Here is a 26806-nt window from a genome sequence, read left to right as displayed (position 1 = left end):
AAGACTAACCTTGCTGAACTGTAATAAATAATTTATTTTTGTCCAATAACTGTAACGGTTATTCAGGACTAGTCAATATGTTTCCAAATGGGTTCCAGTTGTCTTTCTAGAATAAATCATGATTTGCTTTATATATAGGATACTGTTTCAAAAAGTGTGTCAGAGTTGAGCAAAAAGAAAGTCTACTCTTTTTTAGTTTTTGTTTGTTTTGATCTTTACAAAGCTAAAAAATCTGTAGACTTTTTTATCCCCCGGACACACTTTTTGAAACAGTATCCGTTATTTGTTAAATGCCAACCTTATGAACAATATAATAGCGTTTAACAACTTAACACCCTATGATGTGGCTATACAGATTGCAGTAAGAGTCAAAGCACGAAGACCGGAACTGAATTTAATCCATTGGAAGCATGGCCGTAAGAGCTGGACTTAGGATTGCTACTTACCGCCCCTTTGAGCAAACAGGTGAAATATCATTGAAGAGACTGCTTCTCAGGAAACGGGTCATTATCGAAACCATTGATGACGAACTCAAGAATATAGCACAAGTGGAACATTCAAGGCACAGAGCCTTTGATAATTTTATTGTTAACATTTTGAGTGCAATCGCTGCATACTGCTGCTTTCCAAAGAAACCGTGTATCAAGGTTAAGAGAACTATTGACACACAGCTTGCCTTATTCTGAATTTGTCGAACTTACGTTAAAATTAAATTCCTTCCTCTAGAATTGCTTATAACCTGCTTTTTGTATTTTGATACTAACGGTTTTTAACTGGCAATGTCGACCATTAGCGGGATGTCTTTTTCGTGGATACCGTGTCTGACAAGGATATCGCGGTCTTTATCAAACAAATCCAAAAAGTCGCTTTTGCTTCCACACATTGCAATTGCTTTTCTGTAGCGTTCGGCTGCTACGTTCGGTTTGTGCTGTACCCATGCCACGTGGCCTGCATTAAACCAATCTGTAGCAAGAACCTGTTTATCTTGCAGTAGCTTCTGATAATATTTATCGGCTTGTTCGTATTTTTCGGTCATGAAAGAACACCAGGCGATCCCTCTCCAGGCCTTTATGGAATGGCTATCTATGAAGTCCATCTTGAAGAAATATTGCAGCGCTTCTTTGTATTCTTCCAATTCGGCATGGCAACTTCCAATAAAGAACAGAATGTTGGCGTTTTCGGGTTGTATGTTTTCTGCTTTCTGATAGTATTCTAAGGCCATGCCGAAGTTGTGCATTTGTCGGTAGCAGGTAGCCAAGTGGCGTATAGTCCACAGATGATCGGGCTTCAGAATATCTGCTTTCCGATATGCTTCGATGGCTTCTGCATATTTCTTATCTTTCTGCAGGCAATAACCGGTTTTTTGGAAAAGATCTGCATGTGTCTTGTTGTCAGCTTCCAGTCGTCTGTAGAGTGCAAGGGCTTCGGGATAGTGCTCCTTACGAAAGTGGAAGTCGGCTATAGTAATCAACAATTCAGGCTTATTCAGAATTCCTTTGAGGATAGGCAAGTCATAGAAAGCGAAATCGTCCTTAAATGGGTCGTTGAATTCACGCCGACGTTGGTTCAGTTTGAAGAAACGGTATAGGTCGTGTATATATTGGTTGCTGATGACTTCAGGGCGTTCGGCATACTGTTTCATCATTTTGGCTTGCTCGTCGTCCATCATTTCGTTCAATTCTTGTGAAGTGAGCTGGTGTAACATGAGGTTGCGTTGGGATAGAGGCAGTTGAGCCATGGTGAAGCAAAGTGAGTATTTGTCGCTGTTGCAGAAGAAACCTGATTGTAGGATAACATTCAAGACGGTATTCTCGCCTGTTTCTGAAGGACTGAATAGAGCCGACACGCTGGAGTGCAGTGGGTCGAACGGATAGAACCAATTGGACAACTGGCCGAAGAAAGATCCTGATTTCAATTGTGCGAATGTACTCATATAGATGTCTGCACCTTCCATTTGCATTTCGTTCATTTCACGAATCTTATCTTCCAACCCCGATTTTTCAAAAGTGTTTTCCCAATCGGGATTACGGTCGTTTTCATCTGCTGTTTCTTCCAACCCTAATTTCATCCCTTTAATCATGCTGACATTCTTTATCATTTCAGGGATGATTTCTTCGCGCATTTTTTTGTCAATCTTTTCTGTTTCCTGACTTTGCAGCAACTGGAGGCTGATGCGATTCAATTCTTTCCCCAACCAGCCGTTTTCGTCGGATAGGTTGATGCGCGATTGTAATTCGGGATAGAGCAGGCATTGATCGGGGTATGTGTTCAAGGTCAGGAGTAGACCGATCAGAGCACGTTGGTTCACGACTATTTCTTTGTGTTGGCAGGCTTCGAGTAACCACAGGCATTTGCGAATGTCGAAACAAGTTTGAAGGCTCATGGTTACGGCGCTTACAACCAGACAAAGATCAATGGGACGTAATAAGTTGGAAGAAAGAAATGCTTGTGACAATGCACTCTCTTCGGCCGTCCATTCACTATTACCCCAAATGGCTTGAAACAACTTTTGATTTGTCTCTTCATGGCGTTTCTGCAAATTGTTTAGGTTTTGGTTGTTGTCGGTTATCAACTGGCATACGGCCATGTCGTCTTGAAAAGTTTCCAATATATGCAGGTATTCATCCAGACGGACAGCCGTATGGCGGCTTTTGTGGTGAAGTGTCTGGTAATAGCCGGACGCCGTTTCATCAAGCAATGTCAGCCGTACCTGGTCGGTAATAGTCCATGTTTCAGCCAAGAATTTTGTATATAGTTTGCTTCGTTCAGGATCTTCTATGCCTTCTTTCATATATTGTAGCATATACCTATAGGCTGTTTGTGTTTGTTCCAATCGGTTATGCATCGTCCAATCGGAACAGGTTTCCAGCATGGCAGCCAACTGGGTTTGTGCTTCTTTCAGGCGCTTGCCTTTCAGCAGGGCAATGATGCTGGTATATTGTTCGTTAATGGTTCGTCCGTCCATAATAAATTAATGTGGCGTTTAATTGGGGCAAAGATAGTGCAATTATGCCGGATTTCCATTGTTTTTGTCTACCTTTGCCGCCGTAAAATGTTTAGGTGAAAAAAGATATGGCAGGACTGAATACTCCCACGGTGTTGGGTACAGAAAACATTGGGAAATTGTTGATGCAGTACGCCGTTCCTGCAATCATTGCGATGACGGCTTCTTCTTTATATAATATGATTGACAGCATCTTTATTGGTCATGGTGTAGGGCCATTGGCCATTTCGGGTTTGGCGTTGACTTTCCCGCTGATGAACCTTGCGGCGGCTTTCGGTTCGCTAGTGGGTGTCGGGGCTTCTACGTTGGTATCGGTCAAGTTGGGGCAAAAGGATTATGATACGGCCCAGCGTGTATTGGGTAATGTTTTGGTACTGAATATCTTGTTGGGCGTTTCCTTTACGTTGGTGGTGATGCCTTTTCTAGACCCCATTCTTTATTTTTTCGGTGGAAGTGACGATACGGTGCCTTATGCACGCGACTATATGAGGATTATTCTTGTCGGCAATGCGGTTACACATCTGTATTTCGGATTGAATTCAGTGTTGCGTTCGTCGGGCCATCCACAAAAAGCGATGTATGCTACGGTAGCTACGGTCGTTATCAATACCATTCTCGACCCTTTGTTTATTTATGGTTTCGGGTGGGGCATTCGTGGCGCAGCTATCGCTACGATATTGGCACAGATTATAGCGTTGCTTTGGCAATTCAAACTATTCAGCAACCGTAATGAACTGCTTCATTTCCATCGTGATATTTTCCGTTTGAAGCGCAAGATTGTGGTCGATTCGTTGGTTATCGGCATGTCGCCGTTCCTGATGAATGTAGCTGCCTGTTTTATTGTCATTTTGATTAACCAGGGGCTGAAACGTCATGGCGGTGATTTGGCTATCGGTGCATTTGGTATTGTCAATCGTTTGGTATTTATTGTCGTAATGATTGTGATGGGGTTGAACCAAGGTATGCAACCCATAGTTGGCTATAATTATGGAGCACAGCTCTACCAGCGTGTTACTAAGGTGTTGAAGTTGACTATTGTATATGCTACGGCCGTGACGACTTTCGGTTTTGTCGTAGGTATGGCCGTACCCCGATTGGTCGTGAGCATTTTTACTTCAGATGCAGAACTGATAGACCTTTCGGTTCATGGATTGCGTATCATCGTCATGTTTTTTCCTATTATAGGATTTCAGATGGTTACGGCTAATTTCTTTCAAAGTATAGGGATGGCAGGGAAGGCTATTTTTCTATCGTTGTCTCGTCAGCTATTGATTCTGCTTCCCTGTTTGCTGATTTTGCCTCATTTCTTTGGCGCGTTGGGAGTTTGGATCAGTATGTCTGTTTCCGATTTGTTGGCGAGTCTTATTGCGGCTGTCATGTTGTTGATGCAGTTCCGTAAATTTCATAAAGCGTCGCCTCGCCAGTCTGCATTCATGTGAAACATTTTTTACGATGTGGTCGTTCGTATGCGTGAGATTATTTATATTTGCTTGCAACAAACATGTTAAGAATAAAGGTTTATGGAACATTTTGTAGTGAATATTGGTCGTCAGTTGGGAAGCGGCGGACGCGAGATAGGTGAGTGTCTGGCCCATCGGTTGAATATATCCTTTTATGATAAGGAACTGATTCAGTTGGCCTCGGAAGAGAGTGGGTTGTGTCGTGACTTTTTTGAGAAAGCTGATGAACGTCCTTCTCAAGGTATTATGGGCGGATTGTTTGGAATGCGTTTCCCGTTTATAAGTGATGGTACCATTCCGACCAATAATTGTTTAAGCAATGATTCGCTGTTCAAGATACAAAGCGACGTCATTCGTCGGCTGGCTCATGAGAAGTCATGTCTTTTTGTAGGGCGTTGCGCTGACTATATTTTGCGCGATCATCCTCGTTGTGTCAATATATTTATATCTTCAACGTCGGAAGACAGGATGGAACGGTTATGTCGTATTCACGGCATATCTAAGGGAGAGGCTGAGGAAATGATGGAGAAAGCAGACAAGAAACGTTCGGAATATTACAATTATTACAGTTACAAAACGTGGGGGGCTGCTGCTACCTATCATTTATGTATTGATTCTTCTGTTTTAGGAATTGCCGGTACAGTGGATTACATAAAAGAGTTTGTTTGCAAGAAACTGGAGCTGGATATTACTGTTCATTGATGAATATTTGTTATACGCTCTGAAATAAATCAGGCGCAAATCGAACAGCCTTTGAGTTGTGCAATTTGCGCCTGATGTTTTTTTCTATGTCGTTTGGAGGCGGCTGCTATAGCAGAGCCAACAGAATCATTTGGCCGGCAATGATACGCAGGAACATGGACAAGGGATATACTGTAGAGTAGCCTACCGAAGGAGCATCGTTGCCTGATACCTGATTGGCATAAGCCAATGCAGGGGGATCTGTATTACTACCAGCAATAAGACCCATTAGCGTGAAGTAATTGACTTTATAATAAAGGCGTGCTACGGCACCGATAATGAGTAATGGAATGACAGTAATGAGGAAACCATAACCTACATATAGTAGGCCATCCCCATGTACAACCGTCTGTACAAAATGCTCACCGGCTTCTATACCTACACTTGCCAAAAAGAGAACAATACCTATTTCGCGTAACATCAGATTGGCACTCATTGTGGTATAGGTTACCAGTTTCAACTTGTGCCCAAAACGTCCGATAAGGATAGCTACTACTAGCGGCCCTCCGGCTAAGCCTAATTTTACGGGAGTAGGCATGCCCGGAAAAGCGATAGGCAGACTGCCCAATACGATACCCATGAAGATACCAACAAAGATTGTGACAATGTTCGGAGTGTCCAGACGTTTCAACTGGTTGCCCAATACACCTGCTACCCGTTCTATAGCATCCTGCTGGCCTACGACCATAACGCGGTCGCCGACTTGAAGAACTAAGTTCGGGTCAGCGAACAGATCCATACCTGAACGGTTCACACGGGTCACATTGACACCATACATGCTGCGGAAGTGCATGCTTCCTAATTTCTTTCCGTTTATTTCCGACTTGGTGACCAAAATTCGTCTGGAAACCATCGGCATGTCTTGTTTTTCCCAGTCTACTTGAATCTCTTTACCAATGAAAGCTGTGATAGCTTCGGCATCTTCTTCAGAGCAGACAATGAACAGTTGGTCTCCGGTATAAAATACTGTTTCATGGTTTGGAATGCTGACATGACCTTCGTGGCGGATACGGGAGCAGACGAACGGGCGACTCAAGAAATCCTTTACCTGTAACAACGTCTTTCCATTGATGGATTCATTACGCACTTCCAGATGCATGTTGTGTGGTTTATGTTTCGTGTCGCTGTCCTGTACCTTGATTTGCTCATCTTCTTTTGTAAGAGAAATGCGGAAGATGTAACGGGTGGCAATAATGGAACCGATAATACCCACCACGCCGAGCGGATAAGCACAGGCATAACCTAAAGCGATAGGTTCTCCGGTATAGTTCAGCTGGTTTAGGGCTTCCTGAGCAGCACCGAGACCGGGTGTATTAGTTACGGCACCATATAGAATACCAATCATCATTGGTAACTCTACACGACCGTTGGTTAAAAAATAGATAGACAAAGTAACAGCAATATTCAGCAGAACGATACCGACAGCAAGTAGATTTAAGGTCATACCGCCTTTTTTGAAAGACGAAAAGAATGAAGGCCCTACCTGTAAACCAATACAGAATACAAACAGTATAAGGCCAAATTCACGCAGGAAATGCAGAATGTGAATTTCTCCTGTAAATCCCAAATGTCCCATCAGAATACCCGCGAAGAGTACGAATGTTACTCCTAACGACACTCCAAAGAACTTGATTTTACCCAGCAATACACCTAATGAAATGACGAAGGCATAAAGACACACAATATGTGCTACGGAGGCCGAGTCCCATAACAAACTTTCTAACCAGTTCATAATATTTTTAACACATCTTTATTTACTTGAAAAACAATTTTGCAAAGTTAGCTAATTCAGCGATTGTAGCCAAAGCTTTTTCTTAGTTTTTAGATTTTGCAATGTCAACTTGGCACTTGTTTAGTGATGCGTATGAAATTTCACTAAAAAGAATTGTCTTTAATTTGATTTGAGTATATTTGCAGGTCTATTGGACGACAAAATGAAGAAATAGTATTTATCTATTTAAAAATTTATAAACTATGGCAGACAGTAAAGAAAAACTCTTCTCGGACTTTTCTCCCGTTACCACTGAGCAGTGGATGGAGAAAGTAACAGCAGACCTGAAAGGGGCTGATTTTGAGAAGAAACTCGTTTGGAAGACAAACGAAGGATTCAAAGTGAAACCTTTCTACCGCAAGGAAGACCTTGAAGGACTGAAGACAACTGATGCACTTCCCGGTGAATTTCCTTATTTGAGAGGTAATAAGAAAGACAATAATGAATGGTTGGTACGTCAGGAAATCAGAGTGGACGATGTGAAGGAAGCCAATGCCAAAGCTTTGGATATTCTGAACAAAGGAATTGATTCTTTGTCGTTCCATGTAAAGGCCAAGGAACTGAGTGCCGTTTATCTGGAAACATTGCTCGAAGGCATTTGTGCGGAATGTGTCGAATTGAATTTTTCCACTTGTCAGGGACATGTTGTAGAATTGGCCAATCTGTTGGTGGAATATTTCCAGAAGAAAGGATATGACCTGAACAAACTGCACGGCTCCATCAACTTTGACTATCTGGACAAGATGCTGGCCAAGGGAAAAGAGAAAGGTAGCCTGTTAGATACGGCAAAGGCGCTGATTGCCACTACGGCTGCTTTGCCCGAATATCGTGTCATCAATGTGAATGCACTTACTCTGAATAATGCAGGTGCCTATATCTATCAAGAGTTGGGATATGCGTTGGCTTGGGGTAACGAATATATGAATCAGCTGACCGAAGCTGGCATTCCGGCAGCAACGGTTGCCAAGAAAATCAAGTTCAATTTCGGTATCAGTTCCAATTACTTTCTGGAAATTGCCAAGTTCCGTGCCGGCCGTATGTTATGGTCCGATATTGTGAATTCGTATTTGGCGGAAGGTGATTGCAAGTGTGCTGCCAAAATGAATATACATGCTGAAACTTCTTCTTTCAACCTGACTGTTTTTGACTCGTATGTGAACCTGCTCCGTACACAGACCGAAGCTATGAGTGGTGCCATTGCGGGTGTTGATTCCATGACGGTGATCCCATTTGACAAGGCTTACGAAACTCCGAATGATTTCTCCGAACGTCTGGCACGCAACCAGCAGCTGCTGCTGAAGGAAGAATCTCATTTCGATAAGGTGATCGATCCTGCTGCAGGCTCCTATTACATTGAGAATCTGACGGTATCCATTGCCAAGCAGGCCTGGGAATTATTTTTGGCTGTTGAAGATGAAGGTGGTTTCTATACGGCAGTGAAGGCTGGCAAGGTGCAGGAAGCAGTGAATGCCAGTAACAAGGCACGTCACGAGGCTGTGGCCAAGCGTAAAGAAATTCTGTTGGGTACCAACCAATATCCTAACTTCACCGAACTGGCCGGCGACAAACGTCCGTTGGAAGCTGTCTGCTGTTGCGGTGGCGGTCACCATGATACATGCGAGAAGGATGTTCCTTCTTTGAACTTCGATCGTGCTGCCAGCGAATTCGAAGCTTTGCGTCTGCAAACTGAGACTTCCGGGAAGCGCCCGAAAGCCTTTATGCTGACTATCGGTAATCTGGCCATGCGTCAGGCACGTGCACAGTTCTCCTGCAACTTCCTGGCTTGTGCCGGATATGAAGTGGTGGACAACTTGGGCTTCTCTACCATAGAAGAAGGTGTTGAAGCTGCCGTAGCTGCGAAAGCCGATATCGTAGTGCTCTGTTCGAGTGATGACGAATATGCCGAATATGCAGTTCCCGCATTCAAGGCTTTGAATGGCCGTGCCATGTTCATCGTTGCCGGGGCTCCTGCCTGTATGGACGAACTGAAGGCTGCCGGTATTGAGAATTTCATCCATGTCCGTGTCAACGTGCTGGAAACCCTGAAAGAATACAACGCTAAACTTTTGAAGTAAGATGAGAAAAGATTTTAAGAACCTGGATATATATGCCAACTTCAAGCCCGTCAACGGTGCTGAATGGCAGAAGGCTAACGGCATTGAGGCTGATTGGAAGACGCCGGAACACATCAATGTGAAGCCTGTTTATACGAAAGAAGACCTCGAAGGAATGGAACATCTGGACTTTGCAGCCGGCATTTCTCCTTATCTGCGTGGCCCGTATTCCGTGATGTACACCCTGCGTCCCTGGACTATCCGTCAGTATGCGGGCTTTTCTACGGCCGAAGAATCGAATGCATTCTACCGCCGCAATCTGGCTTCCGGTCAGAAAGGTCTGTCTGTAGCGTTCGACTTGGCTACGCACCGTGGTTACGACCCCGATAATGAGCGTGTAGTGGGTGACGTAGGTAAGGCCGGTGTATCCATCTGCTCGCTGGAGAACATGAAGGTGTTGTTCGACGGTATTCCTTTGAACAAGATGTCCGTATCCATGACGATGAACGGTGCCGTGTTGCCCGTTATGGCGTTCTATATCAATGCGGGTCTGGAGCAGGGAGCTAAGCTCGAAGAAATGGCCGGTACCATCCAGAACGATATTCTGAAAGAGTTTATGGTGCGCAACACCTATATCTATCCGCCCGCATTCTCCATGAAGATCATTTCCGATATCTTTGAATATACGTCACAGAAGATGCCTAAGTTCAACTCTATCTCCATCTCCGGTTACCACATGCAGGAAGCCGGTGCGACGGCAGATATCGAGTTGGCTTACACCCTGGCCGACGGTCTGGAATACCTCCGTGCCGGTGTGGGCGCCGGACTTGACATTGATGCCTTTGCGCCTCGTCTGTCTTTCTTCTGGGCTATCGGTACCAACCACTTCATGGAAATTGCCAAGATGCGTGCCGCACGTATGTTGTGGGCCAAGATTGTGAAACAGTTCAACCCGAAGAACCCGAAGTCGCTGGCGTTGCGTACTCACTCTCAGACTTCCGGCTGGTCATTGACCGAGCAGGATCCGTTCAACAACGTGGGCCGTACCTGTATCGAGGCTATGGCAGCCGCATTGGGCCATACGCAGTCTCTGCACACCAACGCTCTCGACGAAGCCATCGCCTTGCCGACCGACTTCTCTGCCCGCATCGCCCGTAATACGCAAATCTATATTCAGGAAGAAACCAATATCTGTAAGAACGTTGACCCATGGGGCGGTTCCTACTATGTGGAGTCGCTGACCAACGAAATAGCACACAGAGCGTGGGAGCACATCCAGGAAATTGAAAAGCTGGGCGGTATGGCCAAAGCTATCGAAACCGGTATTCCTAAGATGCGTATCGAAGAGGCCGCCGCACGCACGCAGGCCCGTATTGATAGCGGTGCGCAGACCATTGTCGGTGTGAACAAGTATCGCCTTGAGAAGGAAGCTCCGATTGATATTCTCGAAATTGATAATACGGCTGTCCGTCAGGAACAGCTGGAGAACCTGAAGCGTCTGAAGGAAGGACGTAACCAGGCAGAAGTGGACAAGGCGTTGGATGCCATCACCGAATGTGTGAAGACGGGCAAGGGCAACCTGCTGGAGTTGGCCGTCGAGGCTGCTCGCGTTCGCGCGACTTTGGGAGAAATCTCGTATGCTTGCGAGAAGATTGTAGGACGTTATAAAGCTGTAATCAGAACTATTTCAGGCGTGTATTCATCAGAAAGTAAGAACGATGCAGACTTCGCCAGGGCATGTGAACTGTGCGAGAAGTTTGCCAAAAAGGAAGGCCGTCAGCCCCGTATCATGATTGCCAAGATGGGTCAGGACGGGCACGACCGTGGTGCGAAAGTTGTTGCAACCGGTTATGCCGATTGCGGTTTCGATGTAGATATGGGGCCGTTGTTCCAAACTCCGGCCGAGGCTGCCCGTGAGGCTGTCGAGAACGACGTGCATGTAGTGGGCGTGTCTTCACTGGCTGCCGGCCACAAGACTTTGATTCCGCAAATCATTGCCGAATTGAAGAAGCTGGGCCGCGAAGATATTGTAGTGAGTGCCGGTGGTGTCATCCCCGCACAAGACTATGATTTCCTGTACAAGGCCGGTGTGGCTGCCATCTTCGGGCCGGGCACTTCGGTAGCCAAGGCAGCCTGTCAGATACTGGAAATTCTGCTGGATGAAGAATAATCCGGCTTGTAATTGTTTTTTGTTTCTCAATGCGAGAGGGCGCGTCACTCCGACGCGCCCTCTCTTTTTTTTACAGGCAACATCTTTTAACAAAATTGCAAGCAAATTATTTCCATTTAAAAGTTGTTGTTTTAATTTATATAATTATATTTGCCGCCAATTCCACGAGAGGAAAAGACATTTGCCGCCCGGTGGAAGGAATAAACCTTATGTTACACTTAAAATAGAAAATCGTATGGCAAAAAACATTCTGAAAGCCTGGCTGGTCGACAATTACGTGACAGCCGACAATCTGACAGACAAGATTTTCCAGTTGGAGACGGCCCGCAGCATCGACAAGACCGTCATCCTGGACCGTATGGCGGGCAAGAACCCCGGCGTCCGCCGCGAGACGATGGCGCTGGCCTTCGACCTCATGGAGGAAGTGGTGGCCGAGGCGCTGATGAACGGCGAAAGCGTCAACACGGGACTGTTTCGCGGCGTGGCCCAGTTCCGGGGCGTGGCGAAGAACGGCGCCTGGGACGCTGCAACGGACAGCATCTATGTCTCCTTCACGCAGGGGAAAGTCCTGCGCGAAGCCATCGCCGACACCACCGTCCAAATCTTGGGGCAGCGGCCCGCGAACTTCTACATCGGCAGCGGTCTGGATGCCGAAACCCGCGCCACAGACTTCAGCGCGACGGCCGGAGGCGGCTACACGCTCTACGGACGCAACATCAAGCTGGCGGGCACGGACCCTTCGGTGGGCATCAAGCTGAAGGCCGCAGACGGCACGGAGACCGCCATCGAAAGCTCCAAGGTGCTCCTGAACGAGGCTTCGCGGCTCATCTTCACCATCCCCGCCGGACTGTCCGACGGCGAATATCTGCTGACCGTCACCACGCAATTCAAAGGCAGCGCCGCAGAGTTTCTGAAGACGCCCCGCTCCACTTCGCAGAACCTCTACATCGGCACCGTTCCTCCTTCGGCCGGCGGTGACGACGGCGATGACGACAGCGAAGGCGGAAGTCCGCTGTAACCCTTGCCGCATCCGGCTTCAGACTAAAGGTTTAGCCAAGCACTCAGCTAAAACTTTAGCCAAGCATTCAGCTAAAACTTTAGCCAAGTATTCGGCTAAAACTTTAGCCAAGTATTCAGCTAAAACTTTAGCCAAGTATTAGGCTAAAACCTTAGCTAGGCTTAGGCTAAAACCTTAGCCAGGCTTAGGCTAAAACTTTAGCCAGGCTTAGGCTAAAACGTTAGTCTGCCGGAGGGGCCGGATGCCCCATACATGCAGTACATCTTTATCATATAGGTATCAGAGATTATTTATTAACCAAAAAATCACTCTTAATTAATTTTTATGAAGTATTCATCCAATTATCCAAGACTGACGCGGCGGACGCTGCTCCTGTCGGGCGCCTTCCTGATGGCGGTGCCGGGCAGCACGCTGCTGGCCGCGTCTGCTGCGGCCGACCCGGCCGCAATGGTCGAAATGAGAGTCGACCAACAGCGTGAGTACCAGGGTGTAGTCATCGACGCGAACACGAGCGACGTCATCATCGGCGCCTCTATCCGTCTGAAGAGCAACCCCGACAAAGGTACGATAACCGACATTGAGGGCCGCTTCCGCTTTACGGCCTCTCCCGGCGACGTGCTCGAAATCACCTACATCGGCTACAAGACCAAGGAGGTGAAGCTGGGCAACGTCAGCCTGCTGACCATCGAAATGTCCGAAGATGCCCAGGCTTTGGGCGAAGTCGTAGTCACCGCCTTCGGCGTGGGCCAGAAGAAGGAAAGTCTCGTGGGTGCCGTCACGCAGATTAAAAGCGAAGAGCTGCGCATTCCTACGGCCAACCTGTCCAACTCTTTTGCCGGACGTCTGACGGGCGTGACGGCCTACCAAAGCAGCGGCGAGCCGGGCAACGACGGCTCCACTTTCTACATCCGAGGCATTTCCACTTTCACCGCCACCAGCCCGCTCATCATCATCGACGGCGTGGAGGCCTCACAGGGTGACCTGAACGCTCTCGACCCCGAAGTCATCGAGAGCTTCTCCATCCTGAAGGACGCTACGGCTACGGCCATGTATGGTACGCGCGGCGCCAACGGCGTCATGATTGTCAAGACCAAAGGCGGCGAAAGCCTCGAAAGGGCCGCCATCACCACCCGCATCGAGGGCTACTTCGCCATGCCGAACCGCCTGCCCAAGTACACCGACGGCGCCACCTATATGGAGATGTACAACGAAGCCGCCACCAACTACGGCGCCGGAGGCAGCCTCTACTCGCGGGACAAGATAGAGGGCACGCGCCTCGGCCTCGACCCCTACCTCTACCCGAATGTGGACTGGTATGACGAAATCTTCAAGGACATCAGCTTCAACCAGCGCGTCAACTTCAACGTGCGCGGCGGCAGCGAGCGTGTCGACTATTTCATCAACGCCAACGTCAACCACGAGACGGGTATGATTCGCGGGCGCAGCAGTGAGTTCTTCTCTTACAAGAACAACATCAACATCATGCGCTACACCATGCAGACCAACATCAACGCCCACCTGACCAAGACGGCCACCGTCTCGATGAACCTCGGTGTCGAGCTGCGCGACGAGCACGGACCCGCCACCTCAGGTAACATCAACTACCTCTTCAGTTCCGTCATGGCCAACAACCCCGTAGACTTCGCACCCTTCTACCCGATAGACTCCAACGTCGGCCGGTACGGCGTCCATAGCGAATACGTGAAGTGGGGCGGCTTCAACGGCGGCAATGTGGCCGGCGGAAACAACCCCTTGGCCGAGCTGAGCAAAGGATACCGCGACACCTTCGAGAGCACCGTGCGTGCCAACGTGAAGTACAACCAGAAACTGGACTTCATCACCGAAGGCCTCAGCCTGAATGCCCTCATCTCCTTCAAGAACTGGAGCTCTACGTGGAACCGCCGGGAGCGCAGCTACAACCGCTACTACATGATGGAGCAAGGCGAGGAAGGCTATCTCATCAATGTCGTCGGCAACGAGCAGGAGGCCAACTCCACCCTGAGCAGCTACGGCAGCAGTTCGGGCGACCGCAGTATCTACTTCCAGGCCTACCTGAACTACGACCGCACCTTCAACGACACGCACCACGTTTCCGTCATGGCCCTCTACAACCAGGACCAGTATGACAACAACAACGTGGGCAACAACAACCTCGTCGGCTCCCTGCCCCAGCGCAGCCAGGGCATAGCCGCCCGTCTGGCCTACGACTACAAGGCCAAGTACCTGGCTGAAATCAACATGGGCTACAACGCCTCCGAAAACTTCGCCGAGGGCCACCGCTGGGGCTTCTTCCCTTCGGTTGCCTTGGGCTGGAACATCAGTGAGGAAGACTGGTTCGCCAACCTGAAGCGCACCGTCCACAACCTGAAGATACGCGGAAGCTACGGTCTGGTGGGTAACGCCGACAGCGGCACCCGCTTCCTCTACCTCGAACAGGTGGACCTCGACGGCCAGGGCGGCTTCTACTCTGGAGACGGAAGTGTCAGCTACAATCCCGGCAACGGTCCGGCTTTCCAACGTTTCCGCAACGACGACATCTCGTGGGAAGTGGGCCACAAGTTGGACGTCGGTCTGGATATCGGCCTGTTCAACGCCCTGAACCTTTCGCTCGACTACTTCCACGAAGAGCGCGAGGACATCTTCCAGCAGAACAACACCATCCCCAACTACATGGGTGTGGCCAACGCGGAGGTTTGGGGCAACTACGGCCGTGTACGCAACTGGGGCCTCGAAATATCGGCCGACTACGGCAAGCAGATTACCCGCGACTTCTCCATGCAGTTCAAGGGCACCTTCTCGTTCACCCGCAACAAGATCTTGGAATACGCCCAGGGTTTCGACCCCCGTTATCCCAACCTGAGCCGAATCGGCCAAAGCGTGAGCGCCATCAGCGGCTACGTCTATGCAGGCCACCTTTTCATGGATGAGAACGAAGTCGAAAATTCGCCCCAGCAGGTAATCGGCGGCGTGACGGAGGCGGGCGACATCAAGTATCTGGACATCCCCGACATCGACGGCAACACCGACAACCGCATCAACTCGAACGACCGTGTCTTCATGGGACACCCCACCGTGCCGGAAATCATCTACGGTTTCGGCCCGAGCTTCAAGTACAAGAATTGGGACTTCTCCTTCTTCTTCCAGGGAGCGGCCAACGTGTCCATGATGATCAGCGGCTTCCACCCCTTCGGCAACTACACCAACCGCAACGTCATGCAGTTCATCGCCGACGACTACTGGAGCGTGGACAACCAGAACATCTATGCCCGCTACCCGCGCCTCACGCAGCTGCCCAACGACAACAACACCGTGGCCTCCAGCTATTGGCTGCGCAACGCCGCCTACCTGAAGCTGAAGAACGCCGAAGTGGGCTACTCGTGGAAGTTCCTCCGTGCCTATGTGAGCGGAGCCAACCTGCTCACCTTCTCCCCCTTCAAGGAATGGGATCCCGAACAGGGCGGCGCCGGAATGAACAGCTACCCCATCCAGCGTACCGTCAACGTGGGTGTGCAAATGAATTTCTAACTTCTCTTTTAAATTAGAACACATGAAAAAGATAACTTTATATTTACTCCTGTTCCTGACGGCCGCCGGATTCTCTGCCTGCAACTATCTGGATATCGTGCCCGATGAACGCGACAAGGAAGAAGATGCCTACAAGGACGTGCAGGCCGCCGAACGTTTCCTGTACAGCTGCTACAGCTTCATGCCCAACCCCAACAATGCCACCGGCTCGCTGGACTTTATGACGGGCGACGAAGTGACGACCGCTTTCGAGAACGAATCTTTTGCCAGCTTCCCGCAAGGCGTGTTCACGGCCAGCAACACGGTGATTTCCTACTGGAACACCCTGTTCAACGGCATCCGCCAGTGTTACAAACTGATGAACAACCTCGACAAGGTGCCCGGCCTGCCCGAAAACACCAAGACGCAGTACGTCGGCGAACTGAAGTTCCTCATCGCCTACTACCACATGCTGCTGGTGCGCTGCTACGGTCCGTGCATCATCGTGCGCGAAGAAGTGCCCATTAACACCGCCCCCAGCGACTATGCCGCACGCAGCCCACTGGCCGAGTGTATCCAGTTCATCACCGATACCTTCGACGAGGCCGCCGAAATCCTGCCCGACACGCAAAGCCCGCAGAACACCGGCCGAGGCACCCGCATCGCCGCCCTTTCGCTCAAGGCATACATCCTGATGTACTATGCTTCACCGCTGCTCAACGGCAACAGCGAGCTGGCGGGACAACTGATTAACAACGACGGCACTGCGCTGATGAGTCCCGACTACGACGCCACCCGCTGGGCAACCGCCCGCGACGCCTACAAGGCTGCCATTGATGCTGCCCGGGCAGCCGGCTACACTCTCTACACCGAGGACGCCGGCCGCGTGAGCAACCCCTGTCCTGAAAACGACCGTTTGCGCCTGTTGCGCACCAATCTGCTTACTCCTCCGGCCTACAACAAAGAGGTCATCTGGAGCAAGGTGTTCAACGAAGGCATTTACGGCCTGCAGAAGAAATCGGCTCCCGGCAGCAACCAGAACTACAACGGTGTAGGCCCTACCATGAACATGCTGCGCCGCTTCTACACGAACAACGGCCTGCCCTGGAATGTGGATCCCACCACCAAAGACCTGAACGAGTTCGAATCCATTCCTCTGAACAGCGTCAATACGGTTGCCACCTTTGCCGACAGCACAACCGCCGTCATCGCTATGGCAGGCAGACAGACTTCACAGATGAACCTGCACCGCGAGCCGCGCTACTATGCCTGGATTTCGTTCCACAACGGTTTCTATGAAATCACCAACGATGCCAACAATCCGGGATACCAGGCTGCGTACTATCAGCGCAACGGCAACGGCGGACAGGTCATCACCGATTTCCGTTATTCCTCACCTTTCGGATACGGACGTGCGGAACGCAACCATTCGCTCACCGGCACGCTCAACAAGAAGGGTGTCCACCCCGACAACACGGCACGCGGCAACGATGCCAGCTACACCCAATATACCTGGCCGGTCATCCGTCTGAGCGAACTCTACTTAGGCTATGCCGAATGCTGTGCCGAGAGCGGCGACGCCGCCACAGCCAAGGCATACATCGACCCTATTCGCACGAGAGCCGGCATTCCTACGGTGGACGAATCGTGGGGCAGGGTGGGCATCACCCCCAATGCGAATCAGATGGTGGACATCGTGCGTCAGGAGCGCCAGATAGAAATGTATCTGGAATGCCAGAACTTCTGGGACATGCGCCGCTGGCTGCTGGCCGAAGCCTACTTCAACTTAGAGGGGAAGGGTGACGGCATACACCGCAACTATACCGGTTTCAATGTGTTTGGCAATACGGATGCGGAGTTCTCCGCCGAGATAAACATCCCCGGCATCCGCCGTTCGTTCGAGCACTTCCACTACCTGTTGCCCATCCCCAGTCAGGATACCTACAACAACCACAACGCGATCCAGAACCCCGGATATTAACCGAAAACGTTTAACGAATCAAGAAACAAATATGAAACATTTATTGAAATACCTGCTCGGCACTGCGGCTTGCCTGATGACGCTGGCCGCGTGCAGCGACAGCGAAGAGGGCATCGTACCTCCTACCGACCTGCAGACCCTGAACTTCCGTTCGGAACCGGGACCGGGTACCATTACCTTGAAATGGGACCTGCCCGACAACCCAGATTACTACTACCTGCAACTGACCTATCGCGACCCGCGTGAAAAGAAAGACCGCATGCTCACCATCAGCAGCTATACGGACAGTCTCGTCATAGAGAACACCCGTGCCCGCTATGGCGAATACACTTTCACCCTCACCCCGTTCAGCGAGACAGGAACCCCCGGCACGCCCATCACCTTGAAAGCGACATCGGGCCCGGCGGAAAAAACGTTGACTACCTCGCGCATCCCCGTCAGTCTGACTTCGGACAACTTCACGACCAATGCGCAAGAACCCAGCGAAGGGCCCCTGAGCAATATTTGCGACGGTAATGCAAGCACCTTCTTTCATTCCAATTGGAGCGGAAACAGTCCTGCCAACCACTGGATTGACGTAGACTTCGGCGAGCCGCTGGAACGCTTTGAGATTGTTACCCTCAATCGCCACAACAATGCCGTGAACAATCCCAACGGCGTGAGATGCTTCCGCCTTTCCAGCCTGGGCGACACGAGTGTCGACATGGATACGGCTACGCCTTTCCTGAGCTACACCTGTACCAATCTCGGCGCCGGACAGCAAAACAGCATCATCTTCCCGGCCATAGAAGAAGACGCTTTGACTGAACCGATACGGTATATGCGTTTCGTCACGAGAGGGAACGGCAACAAATACTGGAACCTGGCCGAATTTTCCATCAACAAGATCGTCGTGACAGTCTACGACCCCGAAGTGGACGAAGTGCCTGAATACGACGAATAGTCTGCTTTCCCACGGTTCTATCTAAATTCTCTATGAGGGGGATGTGCCTCGCGCATTGAAGGCACATCCCCTGTTTTTGTATGCCGGCGGATGACAAGCCGGACGCAAGTTGACGAAGTCCGCTGTAGCCCTCGTCGCATCCGGTCTTGGGCCAGCCTACCGGCCAAGCATTGGGCCAGCCTACCGGCCAAGCATTGGGCCAGCCTACCGGCCAAGTATTGGGCCAGCCTACCGGCCAAGTATTGGGCCAGCCTACCGGCCAAGTATTGGGCCAGCCCACTGGCCAAGTATTGGGCCAGCCTACCGGCCAAGTATTGGGCCAGCCTACTGGCCAAGCATTGGGCCAGCCTACCGGCCAAGTATTGGGCCAGCCTACCGGCCAAGCTTAGGTTAGACCTCTGGCCAAGCTTAGGCCGGCCTCCTGGTCTGCCGGACGGGCGGGTACGGCGGTGTGAGTGGAAGGAAAACGAAAGCAGGTCGGAAAACTTTCGTTTCCCGACCTGCTCGATTTCAAATGACTTTTCGTCGTTTGTCATTCGGCATAAATCCGTATCTTTGCATTTTCAGAAATAAAGAAAGAATGATTGTTTGTATAGCCGAAAAGCCCTCTGTGGCACGCGACATAGCCGATGTGCTGGGAGCGAAGGAGAAGAAAGACGGATATATCGAAGGAAACGGGTACCAGGTGACCTGGACGTTCGGCCATCTCTGTACGCTGAAGGAACCGCATGAATATACGCCGAGCTGGAAGGCATGGAGCCTGGGCAGCCTGCCTATGATACCGCCCCGCTTCGGCATCAAGCTCATCGGCAATTCCACTTACGAGCGCCAGTTCCACGTCATCGAGGGGCTGATGCAGAAAGCCGACATGATTATCAACTGCGGCGATGCCGGTCAGGAGGGAGAGCTGATTCAACGCTGGGTGATGCAGAAAGCCGGAGCCAAGTGCCCCGTGAAGCGTCTGTGGATTTCCTCGCTGACCGAGGAGGCTATCCGCGAAGGCTTCTCCAACCTGAAAGACGCCGCCGACTTCCAGCCCCTGTACGAAGCCGGGCTGAGCCGGGCCATCGGCGACTGGCTGCTGGGCATGAACGCCACGCGCCTTTATACGATGAAGTACGGGCAGAACCGTCAGGTGCTGTCCATCGGACGGGTACAGACGCCTACATTGGCCCTTATCGTAAATCGCCAGCTGGAAATTCAGAACTTCGTGCCCCGTCAGTATTGGGTGTTGAACACCGTTTATCGCGATACCCTGTTCTCTGCGCTCGTCCGCAAGAGCGACGAAGAACTGGCATTGGAGGCCGAGAAACAGAAGGAAGCCGCAGCCGCCGACAAGAAACTCAGGAAAGAGGAGGAGAACCGGGGCATCGAGCCTATCGCCGACCGCGCGCAGGGGGAGGCCATCGTGGAGCGCATCAAGGATGCGCCGTTCACCGTCACCGCCGTCACGAAGAAAGAGGGCAGGGAAGCGCCGCCCCGACTGTTCGACCTGACTTCGCTTCAGGTGGAATGCAACAGAAAGTTCGCCTACTCGGCCGACGATACGCTGAAGACGATCCAGTCGCTCTACGAAAAGAAAATCACCACCTATCCCCGTGTAGACACCACCTTCCTGAGTGATGACATCTATCCCAAGTGCCCCTCCATCCTGAAGGGACTGCACGGCTACGCAGCACTGACCGCCCCGCTTGAGGGAAAGGCGCTGGCGAAGTCTAAAAAGGTATTCGACAATTCGAAGGTCACGGACCATCATGCCATCATCCCCACCGGACAGCCGCCTGTCAATCTCAGCGACATGGAGCGCCGCGTTTTCGACCTCATTGCCCGTCGCTTTATTGCCGTGTTCTATCCCGATTGCCGCTTCTCGACTACCACCGTCGTAGGCGAGGCGGGTGGCGTGGAGTTCAAGACTTCCGGCCGGCAGATACTCGAACCGGGTTGGAGAGCCGTATTCGGGGCCGGCGCCTCCGTCCGGGAGGGGAGCGGCGAGGAGGCGAATAGGGAGAACGGTGAGGAAGACCGTGTACTGCCTGTTTTCGTCCGTGGCGAAAGCGGCCCCCACGTGCCCGAATTGGTGGAAAAGTGGACACAGCCTCCGCGCCCCTACACCGAAGCCACCCTGCTGCGTGCCATGGAAACGGCCGGAAAGCTGGTAGACAACGACGAACTGCGCGACGCCCTGAAGGAGAACGGCATCGGCCGGCCCTCCACCCGTGCCGCCATCATCGAAACCCTGTTCAAACGTAATTACATCCGCAAGGAAAAGAAGAACCTGATAGCGACCCCGACGGGCGTGGAGCTGATTCAGACCATCCACGAAGAGCTGCTGAAGAGTGCCGAGCTGACCGGCATCTGGGAGAAAAAGCTCCGCGAAATAGAACGGCGGACCTACGACGCCGCCCGCTTTCTGGAGGAGCTGAAGCAGATGGTGGCTGAAATCGTGACGAACGTCCTGTCCGACAACAGCAACCGCCACATTACGGTGCAGCTGCCTCCCGCTGCCTCCAAGTCCGCACGCGCTGCCACTTCCGGCGGCCGGCCGGAGCAGGAGCCTCGCAAGCGTGCTCCCCGCAGGAAGAAGGCCGGGGCTGCCGGTGCCGGGGCGTCCGCGCCTGCCGCGCAACCCGACGAATGGGTGGGACGTCCGTGTCCCCTTTGCGGCAAGGGCACCATTATCAAGGGCAAGACTGCTTACGGCTGTTCCGAGTGGCGCAGCGGCTGCACATTCCGCAAACCTTTCAAATAAAACTCTTTTTCGCGGCCTGCGAAAATCTCCCCGGTGTGTGATGGAGAAAGTTTTTATGAATAATTCAGATGGAACTCTACGACAGCCTCGATGCCTTTGCGCAGAATGTCCAGCGGGATGTTTTCGTTAGGTGAGTGGATGGCGTTGCTCTCCAGCCCGAAGCCCATGAGGACGGTCTTGATACCCAGCGTCTGTTCGAAGGTGGCGATGATGGGGATGCTTCCGCCTCGGCGCACGGCCAACGGTTTCCGTCCGAAGGCTTTTTCAAATCCTTTTTCGGCGGCCCGATAGGCGGGGAGGGCGATGGGGCAGACGTATCCCTGTCCGCCGTGCATGGGCGTCACCTTTACCTGCACTGTGGCGGGGGCGATGCTCAGGATGTAGTCGGCGAAAAGCTGTGAAATCTTGTGATGATCCTGATGCGGAACGAGGCGGCACGACACCTTGGCGCAGGCTTTCGACGGTAGCACCGTCTTCGAGCCTTCGCCCGTATATCCGCCCCAAATGCCGCAGACGTCGAACGACGGACGGCAGCTGTTGCGCTCCAGCGTGCTGTAGCCTTTTTCGCCGGAAAGTTCCTTCACCCCGATGGCCGCCTTGTATTTCTCTTCGTCGAAGGGGATGCGGGCTATCATGTCGCGTTCGGCCTGCGGCACTTCCTCCACGTCGTCGTAGAAACTGGGAACGGTGATGCGTCCGTCGGCATCGACGACACGGGCCAACATCTGACACAACACGTTGATGGGATTGGCTACAGCTCCGCCGAAGTGGCCCGAATGAAGGTCGCGGTTGGGCCCCGTCACTTCGATTTCCCAATAAGCCAGTCCGCGCAGGCCCGTTGTCAGCGAGGGCAGGTCGGCACCCAGCATACTGGTGTCCGACACGAGGATGACGTCGGCACGCAGCAGTTCGCGGTGTTCCCGGCAGAAGGCTTCGAGGCTGGGGGAGCCTATTTCTTCTTCGCCTTCGAAGATGAACTTCACGTTGTGCGTCAGCAGACCGTTGCGGACGAGGTATTCGAAGGCTTTCACTTGGATGAACGACTGGCCCTTGTCATCGTCGGCGCCGCGTGCCCAGATGTGCCCGTCGCGCAGTTGGGGTTCGAAGGGGTCGCTTTTCCACAGTTCCAGCGGCTCGGCAGGCATCACGTCGTAATGGGCGTAGACGAGGACGGTCTTTGCTTCGGGGTTCACGATCTTTTGGGCGAACACCATCGGGTTTCCCTGCGAGGACATCACCAGGGCTTCGTCTGCACCGGCCTTGAGCAGCAGCTGACGCCAGCGTTCGGCGCAGGCCAGCATGTCGTCGTGGTGTTCGGGTTTGGCGCTGATGCTGGGAATGCGGATGAGGCTGAACAGTTCGTTCAACATGCGGGGCTCGTTTTCGGAGATATAAGTCTTGATCATAAGCGGAAGAGGAATATGAATGAAAGGTTATACATTATATATAGGATAAAATCACTTCCTTGCTCCTCCTTCCTTTTATGGAAAGAGGAGAAGGAGAGGCTTGCTTACAGCTGCGTTGTCCGGTCTATCAGGTAGAAGTCCAGAATGGTCAGTGCCGCCATGGCTTCGACGATGGGGACGGCTCGCGGCAGTACGCAAGGGTCGTGACGCCCGCGGGCTTTCAGGGTGGTGTCCACGCCGTCGATGTTTACCGTGTGCTGTTCCATCAGTACGGTGGCCACAGGCTTGAAGGCTACGCGGAAGTAGATGTCCTGTCCGTTGCTGATTCCTCCCTGTATGCCCCCCGAATGATTGGTGTGAGTGGTGACACGTCCGGCGTTGTTGTAGAACACGTCGTTCTGTTCCGAGCCTTTCATCTTCAGTCCCTTGAAGCCGTCCCCGTACTCAAAGGCTTTGGCGGCGTTGATGCTCAGCATGCCCGATGCTAGGGCAGCCTGCAACTTGCCGAATACCGGCTGGCCCAGTCCGACGGGGCAGCCCGTGATGACGCAGGTGATGATGCCGCCTATCGTGTCGCCCTCGGCCTTTACCTCGGCGATGAGCTGCTCCATTTCTTTCGCTTTCTCAGGGTCGGGACAGCGGACAGGGTTCGTTTCCGTCAGTTCCAGGTCGTAGGCCGTATAGTTTTCCTCCAATCGGATGGGGCCTACCTGCGACGTGTAGGCCGTGATGCGTATGCCCAGTTGCCGCAGGGCCAGCTTGGCCAATGCACCTGCCACCACGCGCGAGATGGTTTCGCGGGCCGATGAGCGTCCGCCGCCGCGATGGTCACGGATGCCGTATTTCGTCTTATAGGTATAGTCGGCATGCGAGGGGCGATATACATTTTTCAGGTTGTCATAGTCGCCGGATTGTTGGTTTTCGTTCCACACGATGAAGCCGATGGGGCAGCCCGTTGACTTGCCTTCGAAGATACCGGAGAGAAATTCCACCTTGTCGGCCTCTTTGCGTGGAGTGGTGAGCGCCGATTGTCCGGGACGACGGCGGTCCAGTTCTTTTTGCACAAAATCCATGTCGATGAAGATGCCTGCGGGAAAGCCGTCGATAACTCCCCCGATGCCTTTGCCGTGCGACTCGCCGAAGCTGGTCAGGCGCAGAATGTTTCCAAATGAGTTGAACATAATTCAGATGCTTTAAAGGGTTGTAAAAAAAGTCTGCATGCTTTATGTATAGCCTTGGATGGCTTGTTTCGCAGTATAAAAATAGAGAATAGTTTCCGATGCAGCAAATTTTGAAACCGATTTTCTTTCCTTTTTCTTTGCAGCCTGTTTTCGGAGATAGATTATGAATGCAGGAAAATCTTAAAAATAGAACATTGATTTACGGGAAAAGGACTTGTAGGAGTCGTGTGAAACACTTTCCTTTGTAACTCAAAAAAATGGAATATATTTTTCTATATTAATAAACTAATTATGAACTAAACATGTTTTTTACAATGAAAAAGAGTTTGTTTTATTTGTTTGCATTGATTTGTTCAATGGGACTGTTTACAGCTTGTGGCGATGACGACCCGGATTATACACAGGTGATTGAAACAGAAATTGCGGGTGACTACAAGGGTGATTTGAATATAAATGTCGACGGGATGCCTTTGGGTTCCTCGCAGCAGAAGATTACGATTGAGAAAGCCGGCGCTACGGCCATCAATTTATACATCAAGAATTTCTCTTTTGTGGGTATTTCGGTAGGCGATGTTAAATTGTTGAATTGTCCCCTCTCCGAGGGCAACAACGGAGCCTATACGTTTACAGGTAATACTACGGTGACGGCTACCGGACTGAGTGCAACAGTCGATGTCAGCGAGGCTACTGTGAACAACGGCAGGTTGTCCTTGGAACTGGCAATCAAGGCTACCTTGGGTACGGTGAATCAGGATGTCACGGTTATTGTCAATGGTAGCAAGCTGAATGGTACGGAAGGTACGGGAGCCGATATCACTTCGTTTACTTTTGACAGCAAGTCTGTTGCCGAACAGCCGGTTATCAATGCAGACAATACGATTACGTTTAAGGTATATGATGATGCAGACATTACATCCCTCGTTCCTACGATTGTCGTGTCCGAACGTGCTACAGTGACTCCAGCTTCGGGTGTAGCCCAGGATTTCTCCAACGGAAAGGTTGTTACTTACACTGTTGTGTCCGAGGATTATAGTACGACGAAAGTTTATAGGGCTTCTGTATCGGGTTCGCAAAATGTATTGTCGTTTACCTTCGACGAATGGGAACAATATGGTCAATATGAGAAACCGAGTGATAAACGCTTGGCATCCAGTTTAGAGGGGGCTTCTTTCTTGTCATTCTTTGGAATAAAAGGAGTTCCTGTGTATCAGGAAGAAGAAGATGTGATAGCTGGATCTGCCATTAAGTTGGTTACTATGGATACAAGTGCGGCAACCAGTATTTTGATACCTGCCCTAACTGCCGGTTCAGTCTTTACAGGTAAGTTTAATCTTGATCTGGCGATGAGTGATAAGATGGCAAGTACTCAGTTTGGTATCCCGTATGAAAAGAAGCCAGTTATCTTGAGAGGATGGTACAAGTACACACCGGGTGATAAATATATTGACGGTGAAGGAGCAATGTCACCGGGAGATGTTAAAGTGGTAGATGGTCAAGTAGATGAATGTGCTATTCAGGCAGTTTTGTATGAAGAACAGTTGGATGACAAGGGAGAAAACATTCCTTTAAACGGAAATGACATCAATGAATCCGACCGTCGCGTAGCCCAAGCCATTCTGCCAGATGGAGCTGCTAAGTCCGAGTGGACAAAGTTTGAACTTCCTTTTGAAATGTTGGAAGGAAAGACGTATGATGCAGGTAAGAAATATCAGCTGGCACTTGTTTGCTCTTCCAGTAAGCTTGGTGATTCGTTCAAAGGGGCTGGTGGCAGTACTCTATATTTGGATGAACTGGAAATCATCGGAGAATAAACATCCTTGATAGAATTGGAAAAGCTGCCTCCGATGAAAGAGGCAGCTTTTTTTATGCGATAAAATCCGAAGGCTTTAGACGTTTGCCTTCAGGATATTGTCAGAAACAGTAAAGTCCTCCGGGCAGTTGTGCGGTCTGTATAAATTTATACCGCTGTGGCTGTCGGGAGGACTTTGTCGCATATCTGCTGCCAATGCAGTGATTTCGATCAGAAGAAATACCCGAATCCTACGTTCAAATAAATGGGATACATGGCGAAAGTGATGGTTTGGAAATCCTTCTGGAAAATATCGTTCAGTCCCCATGTCAGGTCGGCATAGACGTTCAGGTGCTTGAAGGCACGCCATTCGCCACCCACCTGTACGCCCCACTGGAATTTGCGCAGGTCGTTGGAGAAATCGTAAGTGGCGATGCTTTCGTCGGTGAAGTCGACGCGTTGTCCTGTGGCATCGGGTGTACGGAGATGGCCTTCATAGACGTGGCCGTCGAAGTTACCGTCTATCAGATAGGAGAAGTAGGGGCCTGCGACCAGTTTCCAGCGGCTGCTTATCTTGTAGTTGGCCAGGACGGGGACGGTCAGGTAGGAGTTGTTCACTTTGGTCTTGACGTTTCCTGTCCAGAGGCCGACAAGAGGTTTGCCGTTGTCGGTATTGATAATTTCTATGTGGTAGTTCTTTACGTTGGCGTCGGTTGTCATCTTCTTGCTTTCCAGTCGCACACCGAAAGTGATACCCCAAATCTTCTTTTTGTCGAGCCACTTCGTTGAATTTCCTTCGATAGAGACGACCACTCCTCCGGGGGTATAGCCGTTGATGGTTCTGATTTCTTTCGGAAGCGGCAGGGGCGAAGTGCCTCCGATGCTGAATCCGGCTTTCAGTGCATATTCCCATCCGTGCAGATAGGACTGGGTGATGCCCTGGTTTCTGTCTTCCTGTGCAGAGAGTTTTGTGCCTGCTAATAGCAGGATGAGGGACAGGGTGGCTATGCGATGGGTCAGTTTGCTGTTCATAAT

At 51.0% G+C, this 26806-nt stretch carries 16 protein-coding genes and 1 pseudogene; 11 read left to right on the top strand and 6 right to left on the bottom strand.

What is annotated here, in order from left to right; genetic code table 11:
- Positions 1-482 precede the first annotated feature (482 nt).
- Positions 483-686, top strand: a pseudogene (locus Q0Z70_RS06395) (transposase); the annotation flags it as partial.
- 83 nt (positions 687-769) lie between these two features.
- Here the strand turns inward: Q0Z70_RS06395 and Q0Z70_RS06390 are convergent.
- Positions 770-2965, bottom strand: coding sequence for a tetratricopeptide repeat protein (locus Q0Z70_RS06390; RefSeq protein WP_298073284.1), 2196 nt, complete (start codon positions 2963-2965; stop codon positions 770-772).
- A 107-nt stretch (positions 2966-3072) separates the two neighbouring features.
- Here Q0Z70_RS06390 and Q0Z70_RS06385 point away from each other — a divergent pair, with 107 nt between their 5' ends.
- Both Q0Z70_RS06385 and Q0Z70_RS06380 read left to right on the top strand, forming a co-directional pair.
- Positions 3073-4443, top strand: a complete 1371-nt coding sequence (locus Q0Z70_RS06385; protein ID WP_298073283.1) for an MATE family efflux transporter — start codon at positions 3073-3075, stop codon at positions 4441-4443.
- An 81-nt stretch (positions 4444-4524) separates the two neighbouring features.
- Positions 4525-5166: an AAA family ATPase gene (locus Q0Z70_RS06380; protein WP_298073282.1), complete on the top strand. Its 642-nt coding sequence runs from the start codon at positions 4525-4527 to the stop codon at positions 5164-5166.
- A 106-nt stretch (positions 5167-5272) separates the two neighbouring features.
- Here Q0Z70_RS06380 and Q0Z70_RS06375 read toward each other — a convergent pair whose 3' ends face one another.
- A complete protein-coding gene (locus Q0Z70_RS06375) occupies positions 5273-6937 on the bottom strand; it encodes a putative transporter (RefSeq protein ID WP_298073281.1) in 1665 nt (554 codons plus the stop codon).
- A 242-nt stretch (positions 6938-7179) separates the two neighbouring features.
- On the opposite strand from Q0Z70_RS06375, the gene mutA reads away from it, so the two are divergent.
- From mutA to Q0Z70_RS06345, 6 genes are all read left to right on the top strand, one after another.
- The gene (gene mutA / locus Q0Z70_RS06370) at positions 7180-9051 is read left to right on the top strand and encodes a methylmalonyl-CoA mutase small subunit (RefSeq protein ID WP_298073280.1); all 1872 of its coding nucleotides are present in this window, start codon (positions 7180-7182) and stop codon (positions 9049-9051) included.
- A gap of 1 nt (position 9052) precedes the next feature.
- Positions 9053-11200, top strand: a complete 2148-nt coding sequence (gene scpA / locus Q0Z70_RS06365) for a methylmalonyl-CoA mutase (protein ID WP_298073279.1) — start codon at positions 9053-9055, stop codon at positions 11198-11200.
- A gap of 235 nt (positions 11201-11435) precedes the next feature.
- Positions 11436-12218, top strand: a complete 783-nt coding sequence (locus Q0Z70_RS06360) for a DNA-binding domain-containing protein (protein WP_298073278.1) — start codon at positions 11436-11438, stop codon at positions 12216-12218.
- Between the two features lie 324 nt (positions 12219-12542).
- Positions 12543-15743, top strand: a complete 3201-nt coding sequence (locus Q0Z70_RS06355; RefSeq protein ID WP_298073277.1) for a TonB-dependent receptor — start codon at positions 12543-12545, stop codon at positions 15741-15743.
- A gap of 22 nt (positions 15744-15765) precedes the next feature.
- Complete coding sequence (locus tag Q0Z70_RS06350; protein ID WP_298073276.1) at positions 15766-17703, top strand: RagB/SusD family nutrient uptake outer membrane protein; 1938 nt, start codon at positions 15766-15768, stop codon at positions 17701-17703.
- A gap of 31 nt (positions 17704-17734) precedes the next feature.
- Positions 17735-18646: a discoidin domain-containing protein gene (locus tag Q0Z70_RS06345; protein WP_298073275.1), complete on the top strand. Its 912-nt coding sequence runs from the start codon at positions 17735-17737 to the stop codon at positions 18644-18646.
- 17 nt (positions 18647-18663) lie between these two features.
- On the opposite strand, the gene Q0Z70_RS06340 is transcribed toward Q0Z70_RS06345, so the two are convergent.
- Positions 18664-19182, bottom strand: coding sequence for a hypothetical protein (locus Q0Z70_RS06340; protein WP_298073274.1), 519 nt, complete (start codon positions 19180-19182; stop codon positions 18664-18666).
- A 44-nt stretch (positions 19183-19226) separates the two neighbouring features.
- On the opposite strand from Q0Z70_RS06340, the gene Q0Z70_RS06335 reads away from it, so the two are divergent.
- The gene (locus Q0Z70_RS06335; RefSeq protein WP_298073273.1) at positions 19227-21395 is read left to right on the top strand and encodes a DNA topoisomerase 3; all 2169 of its coding nucleotides are present in this window, start codon (positions 19227-19229) and stop codon (positions 21393-21395) included.
- A 53-nt stretch (positions 21396-21448) separates the two neighbouring features.
- Here the strand turns inward: Q0Z70_RS06335 and Q0Z70_RS06330 are convergent, their stop codons facing one another.
- Both Q0Z70_RS06330 and aroC read right to left on the bottom strand, forming a co-directional pair.
- Complete coding sequence (locus Q0Z70_RS06330; protein ID WP_298073272.1) at positions 21449-22801, bottom strand: dipeptidase; 1353 nt, start codon at positions 22799-22801, stop codon at positions 21449-21451.
- Between the two features lie 104 nt (positions 22802-22905).
- A complete protein-coding gene (gene aroC, locus Q0Z70_RS06325; RefSeq protein ID WP_298073271.1) occupies positions 22906-23982 on the bottom strand; it encodes a chorismate synthase in 1077 nt (358 codons plus the stop codon).
- 314 nt (positions 23983-24296) lie between these two features.
- Here aroC and Q0Z70_RS06320 point away from each other — a divergent pair, with 314 nt between their 5' ends.
- Positions 24297-25793, top strand: a complete 1497-nt coding sequence (locus tag Q0Z70_RS06320) for a PCMD domain-containing protein (protein ID WP_298073270.1) — start codon at positions 24297-24299, stop codon at positions 25791-25793.
- Between the two features lie 209 nt (positions 25794-26002).
- On the opposite strand, the gene Q0Z70_RS06315 is transcribed toward Q0Z70_RS06320, so the two are convergent.
- Positions 26003-26803, bottom strand: a complete 801-nt coding sequence (locus Q0Z70_RS06315; RefSeq protein ID WP_298073269.1) for a porin family protein — start codon at positions 26801-26803, stop codon at positions 26003-26005.
- Positions 26804-26806: the final 3 nt, after the last annotated feature.

Source organism: uncultured Bacteroides sp. (genome assembly GCF_947632445.1).
In the GTDB taxonomy this organism is placed as follows: domain Bacteria; phylum Bacteroidota; class Bacteroidia; order Bacteroidales; family Bacteroidaceae; genus Bacteroides.
The sequence above is the reverse complement of the archived record's forward strand: the minus strand, read 5'-3'. Positions and strand labels throughout refer to the sequence as shown.

What these genes read in the sequence shown, in the direction of transcription:
- Q0Z70_RS06390 (WP_298073284.1), bottom strand. Translation starts at nt 2,965, where the DNA reads ATGGACGGACGAACCATTAACGAACAATATACCAGCATCATTGCCCTG.
- Q0Z70_RS06385 (WP_298073283.1), top strand. Translation starts at nt 3,073, where the DNA reads ATGGCAGGACTGAATACTCCCACGGTGTTGGGTACAGAAAACATTGGG.
- Q0Z70_RS06380 (WP_298073282.1), top strand. Translation starts at nt 4,525, where the DNA reads ATGGAACATTTTGTAGTGAATATTGGTCGTCAGTTGGGAAGCGGCGGA.
- Q0Z70_RS06375 (WP_298073281.1), bottom strand. Translation starts at nt 6,937, where the DNA reads ATGAACTGGTTAGAAAGTTTGTTATGGGACTCGGCCTCCGTAGCACAT.
- mutA (WP_298073280.1), top strand. Translation starts at nt 7,180, where the DNA reads ATGGCAGACAGTAAAGAAAAACTCTTCTCGGACTTTTCTCCCGTTACC.
- scpA (WP_298073279.1), top strand. Translation starts at nt 9,053, where the DNA reads ATGAGAAAAGATTTTAAGAACCTGGATATATATGCCAACTTCAAGCCC.
- Q0Z70_RS06360 (WP_298073278.1), top strand. Translation starts at nt 11,436, where the DNA reads ATGGCAAAAAACATTCTGAAAGCCTGGCTGGTCGACAATTACGTGACA.
- Q0Z70_RS06355 (WP_298073277.1), top strand. Translation starts at nt 12,543, where the DNA reads ATGAAGTATTCATCCAATTATCCAAGACTGACGCGGCGGACGCTGCTC.
- Q0Z70_RS06350 (WP_298073276.1), top strand. Translation starts at nt 15,766, where the DNA reads ATGAAAAAGATAACTTTATATTTACTCCTGTTCCTGACGGCCGCCGGA.
- Q0Z70_RS06345 (WP_298073275.1), top strand. Translation starts at nt 17,735, where the DNA reads ATGAAACATTTATTGAAATACCTGCTCGGCACTGCGGCTTGCCTGATG.
- Q0Z70_RS06340 (WP_298073274.1), bottom strand. Translation starts at nt 19,182, where the DNA reads ATGACAAACGACGAAAAGTCATTTGAAATCGAGCAGGTCGGGAAACGA.
- Q0Z70_RS06335 (WP_298073273.1), top strand. Translation starts at nt 19,227, where the DNA reads ATGATTGTTTGTATAGCCGAAAAGCCCTCTGTGGCACGCGACATAGCC.
- Q0Z70_RS06330 (WP_298073272.1), bottom strand. Translation starts at nt 22,801, where the DNA reads ATGATCAAGACTTATATCTCCGAAAACGAGCCCCGCATGTTGAACGAA.
- aroC (WP_298073271.1), bottom strand. Translation starts at nt 23,982, where the DNA reads ATGTTCAACTCATTTGGAAACATTCTGCGCCTGACCAGCTTCGGCGAG.
- Q0Z70_RS06320 (WP_298073270.1), top strand. Translation starts at nt 24,297, where the DNA reads ATGAAAAAGAGTTTGTTTTATTTGTTTGCATTGATTTGTTCAATGGGA.
- Q0Z70_RS06315 (WP_298073269.1), bottom strand. Translation starts at nt 26,803, where the DNA reads ATGAACAGCAAACTGACCCATCGCATAGCCACCCTGTCCCTCATCCTG.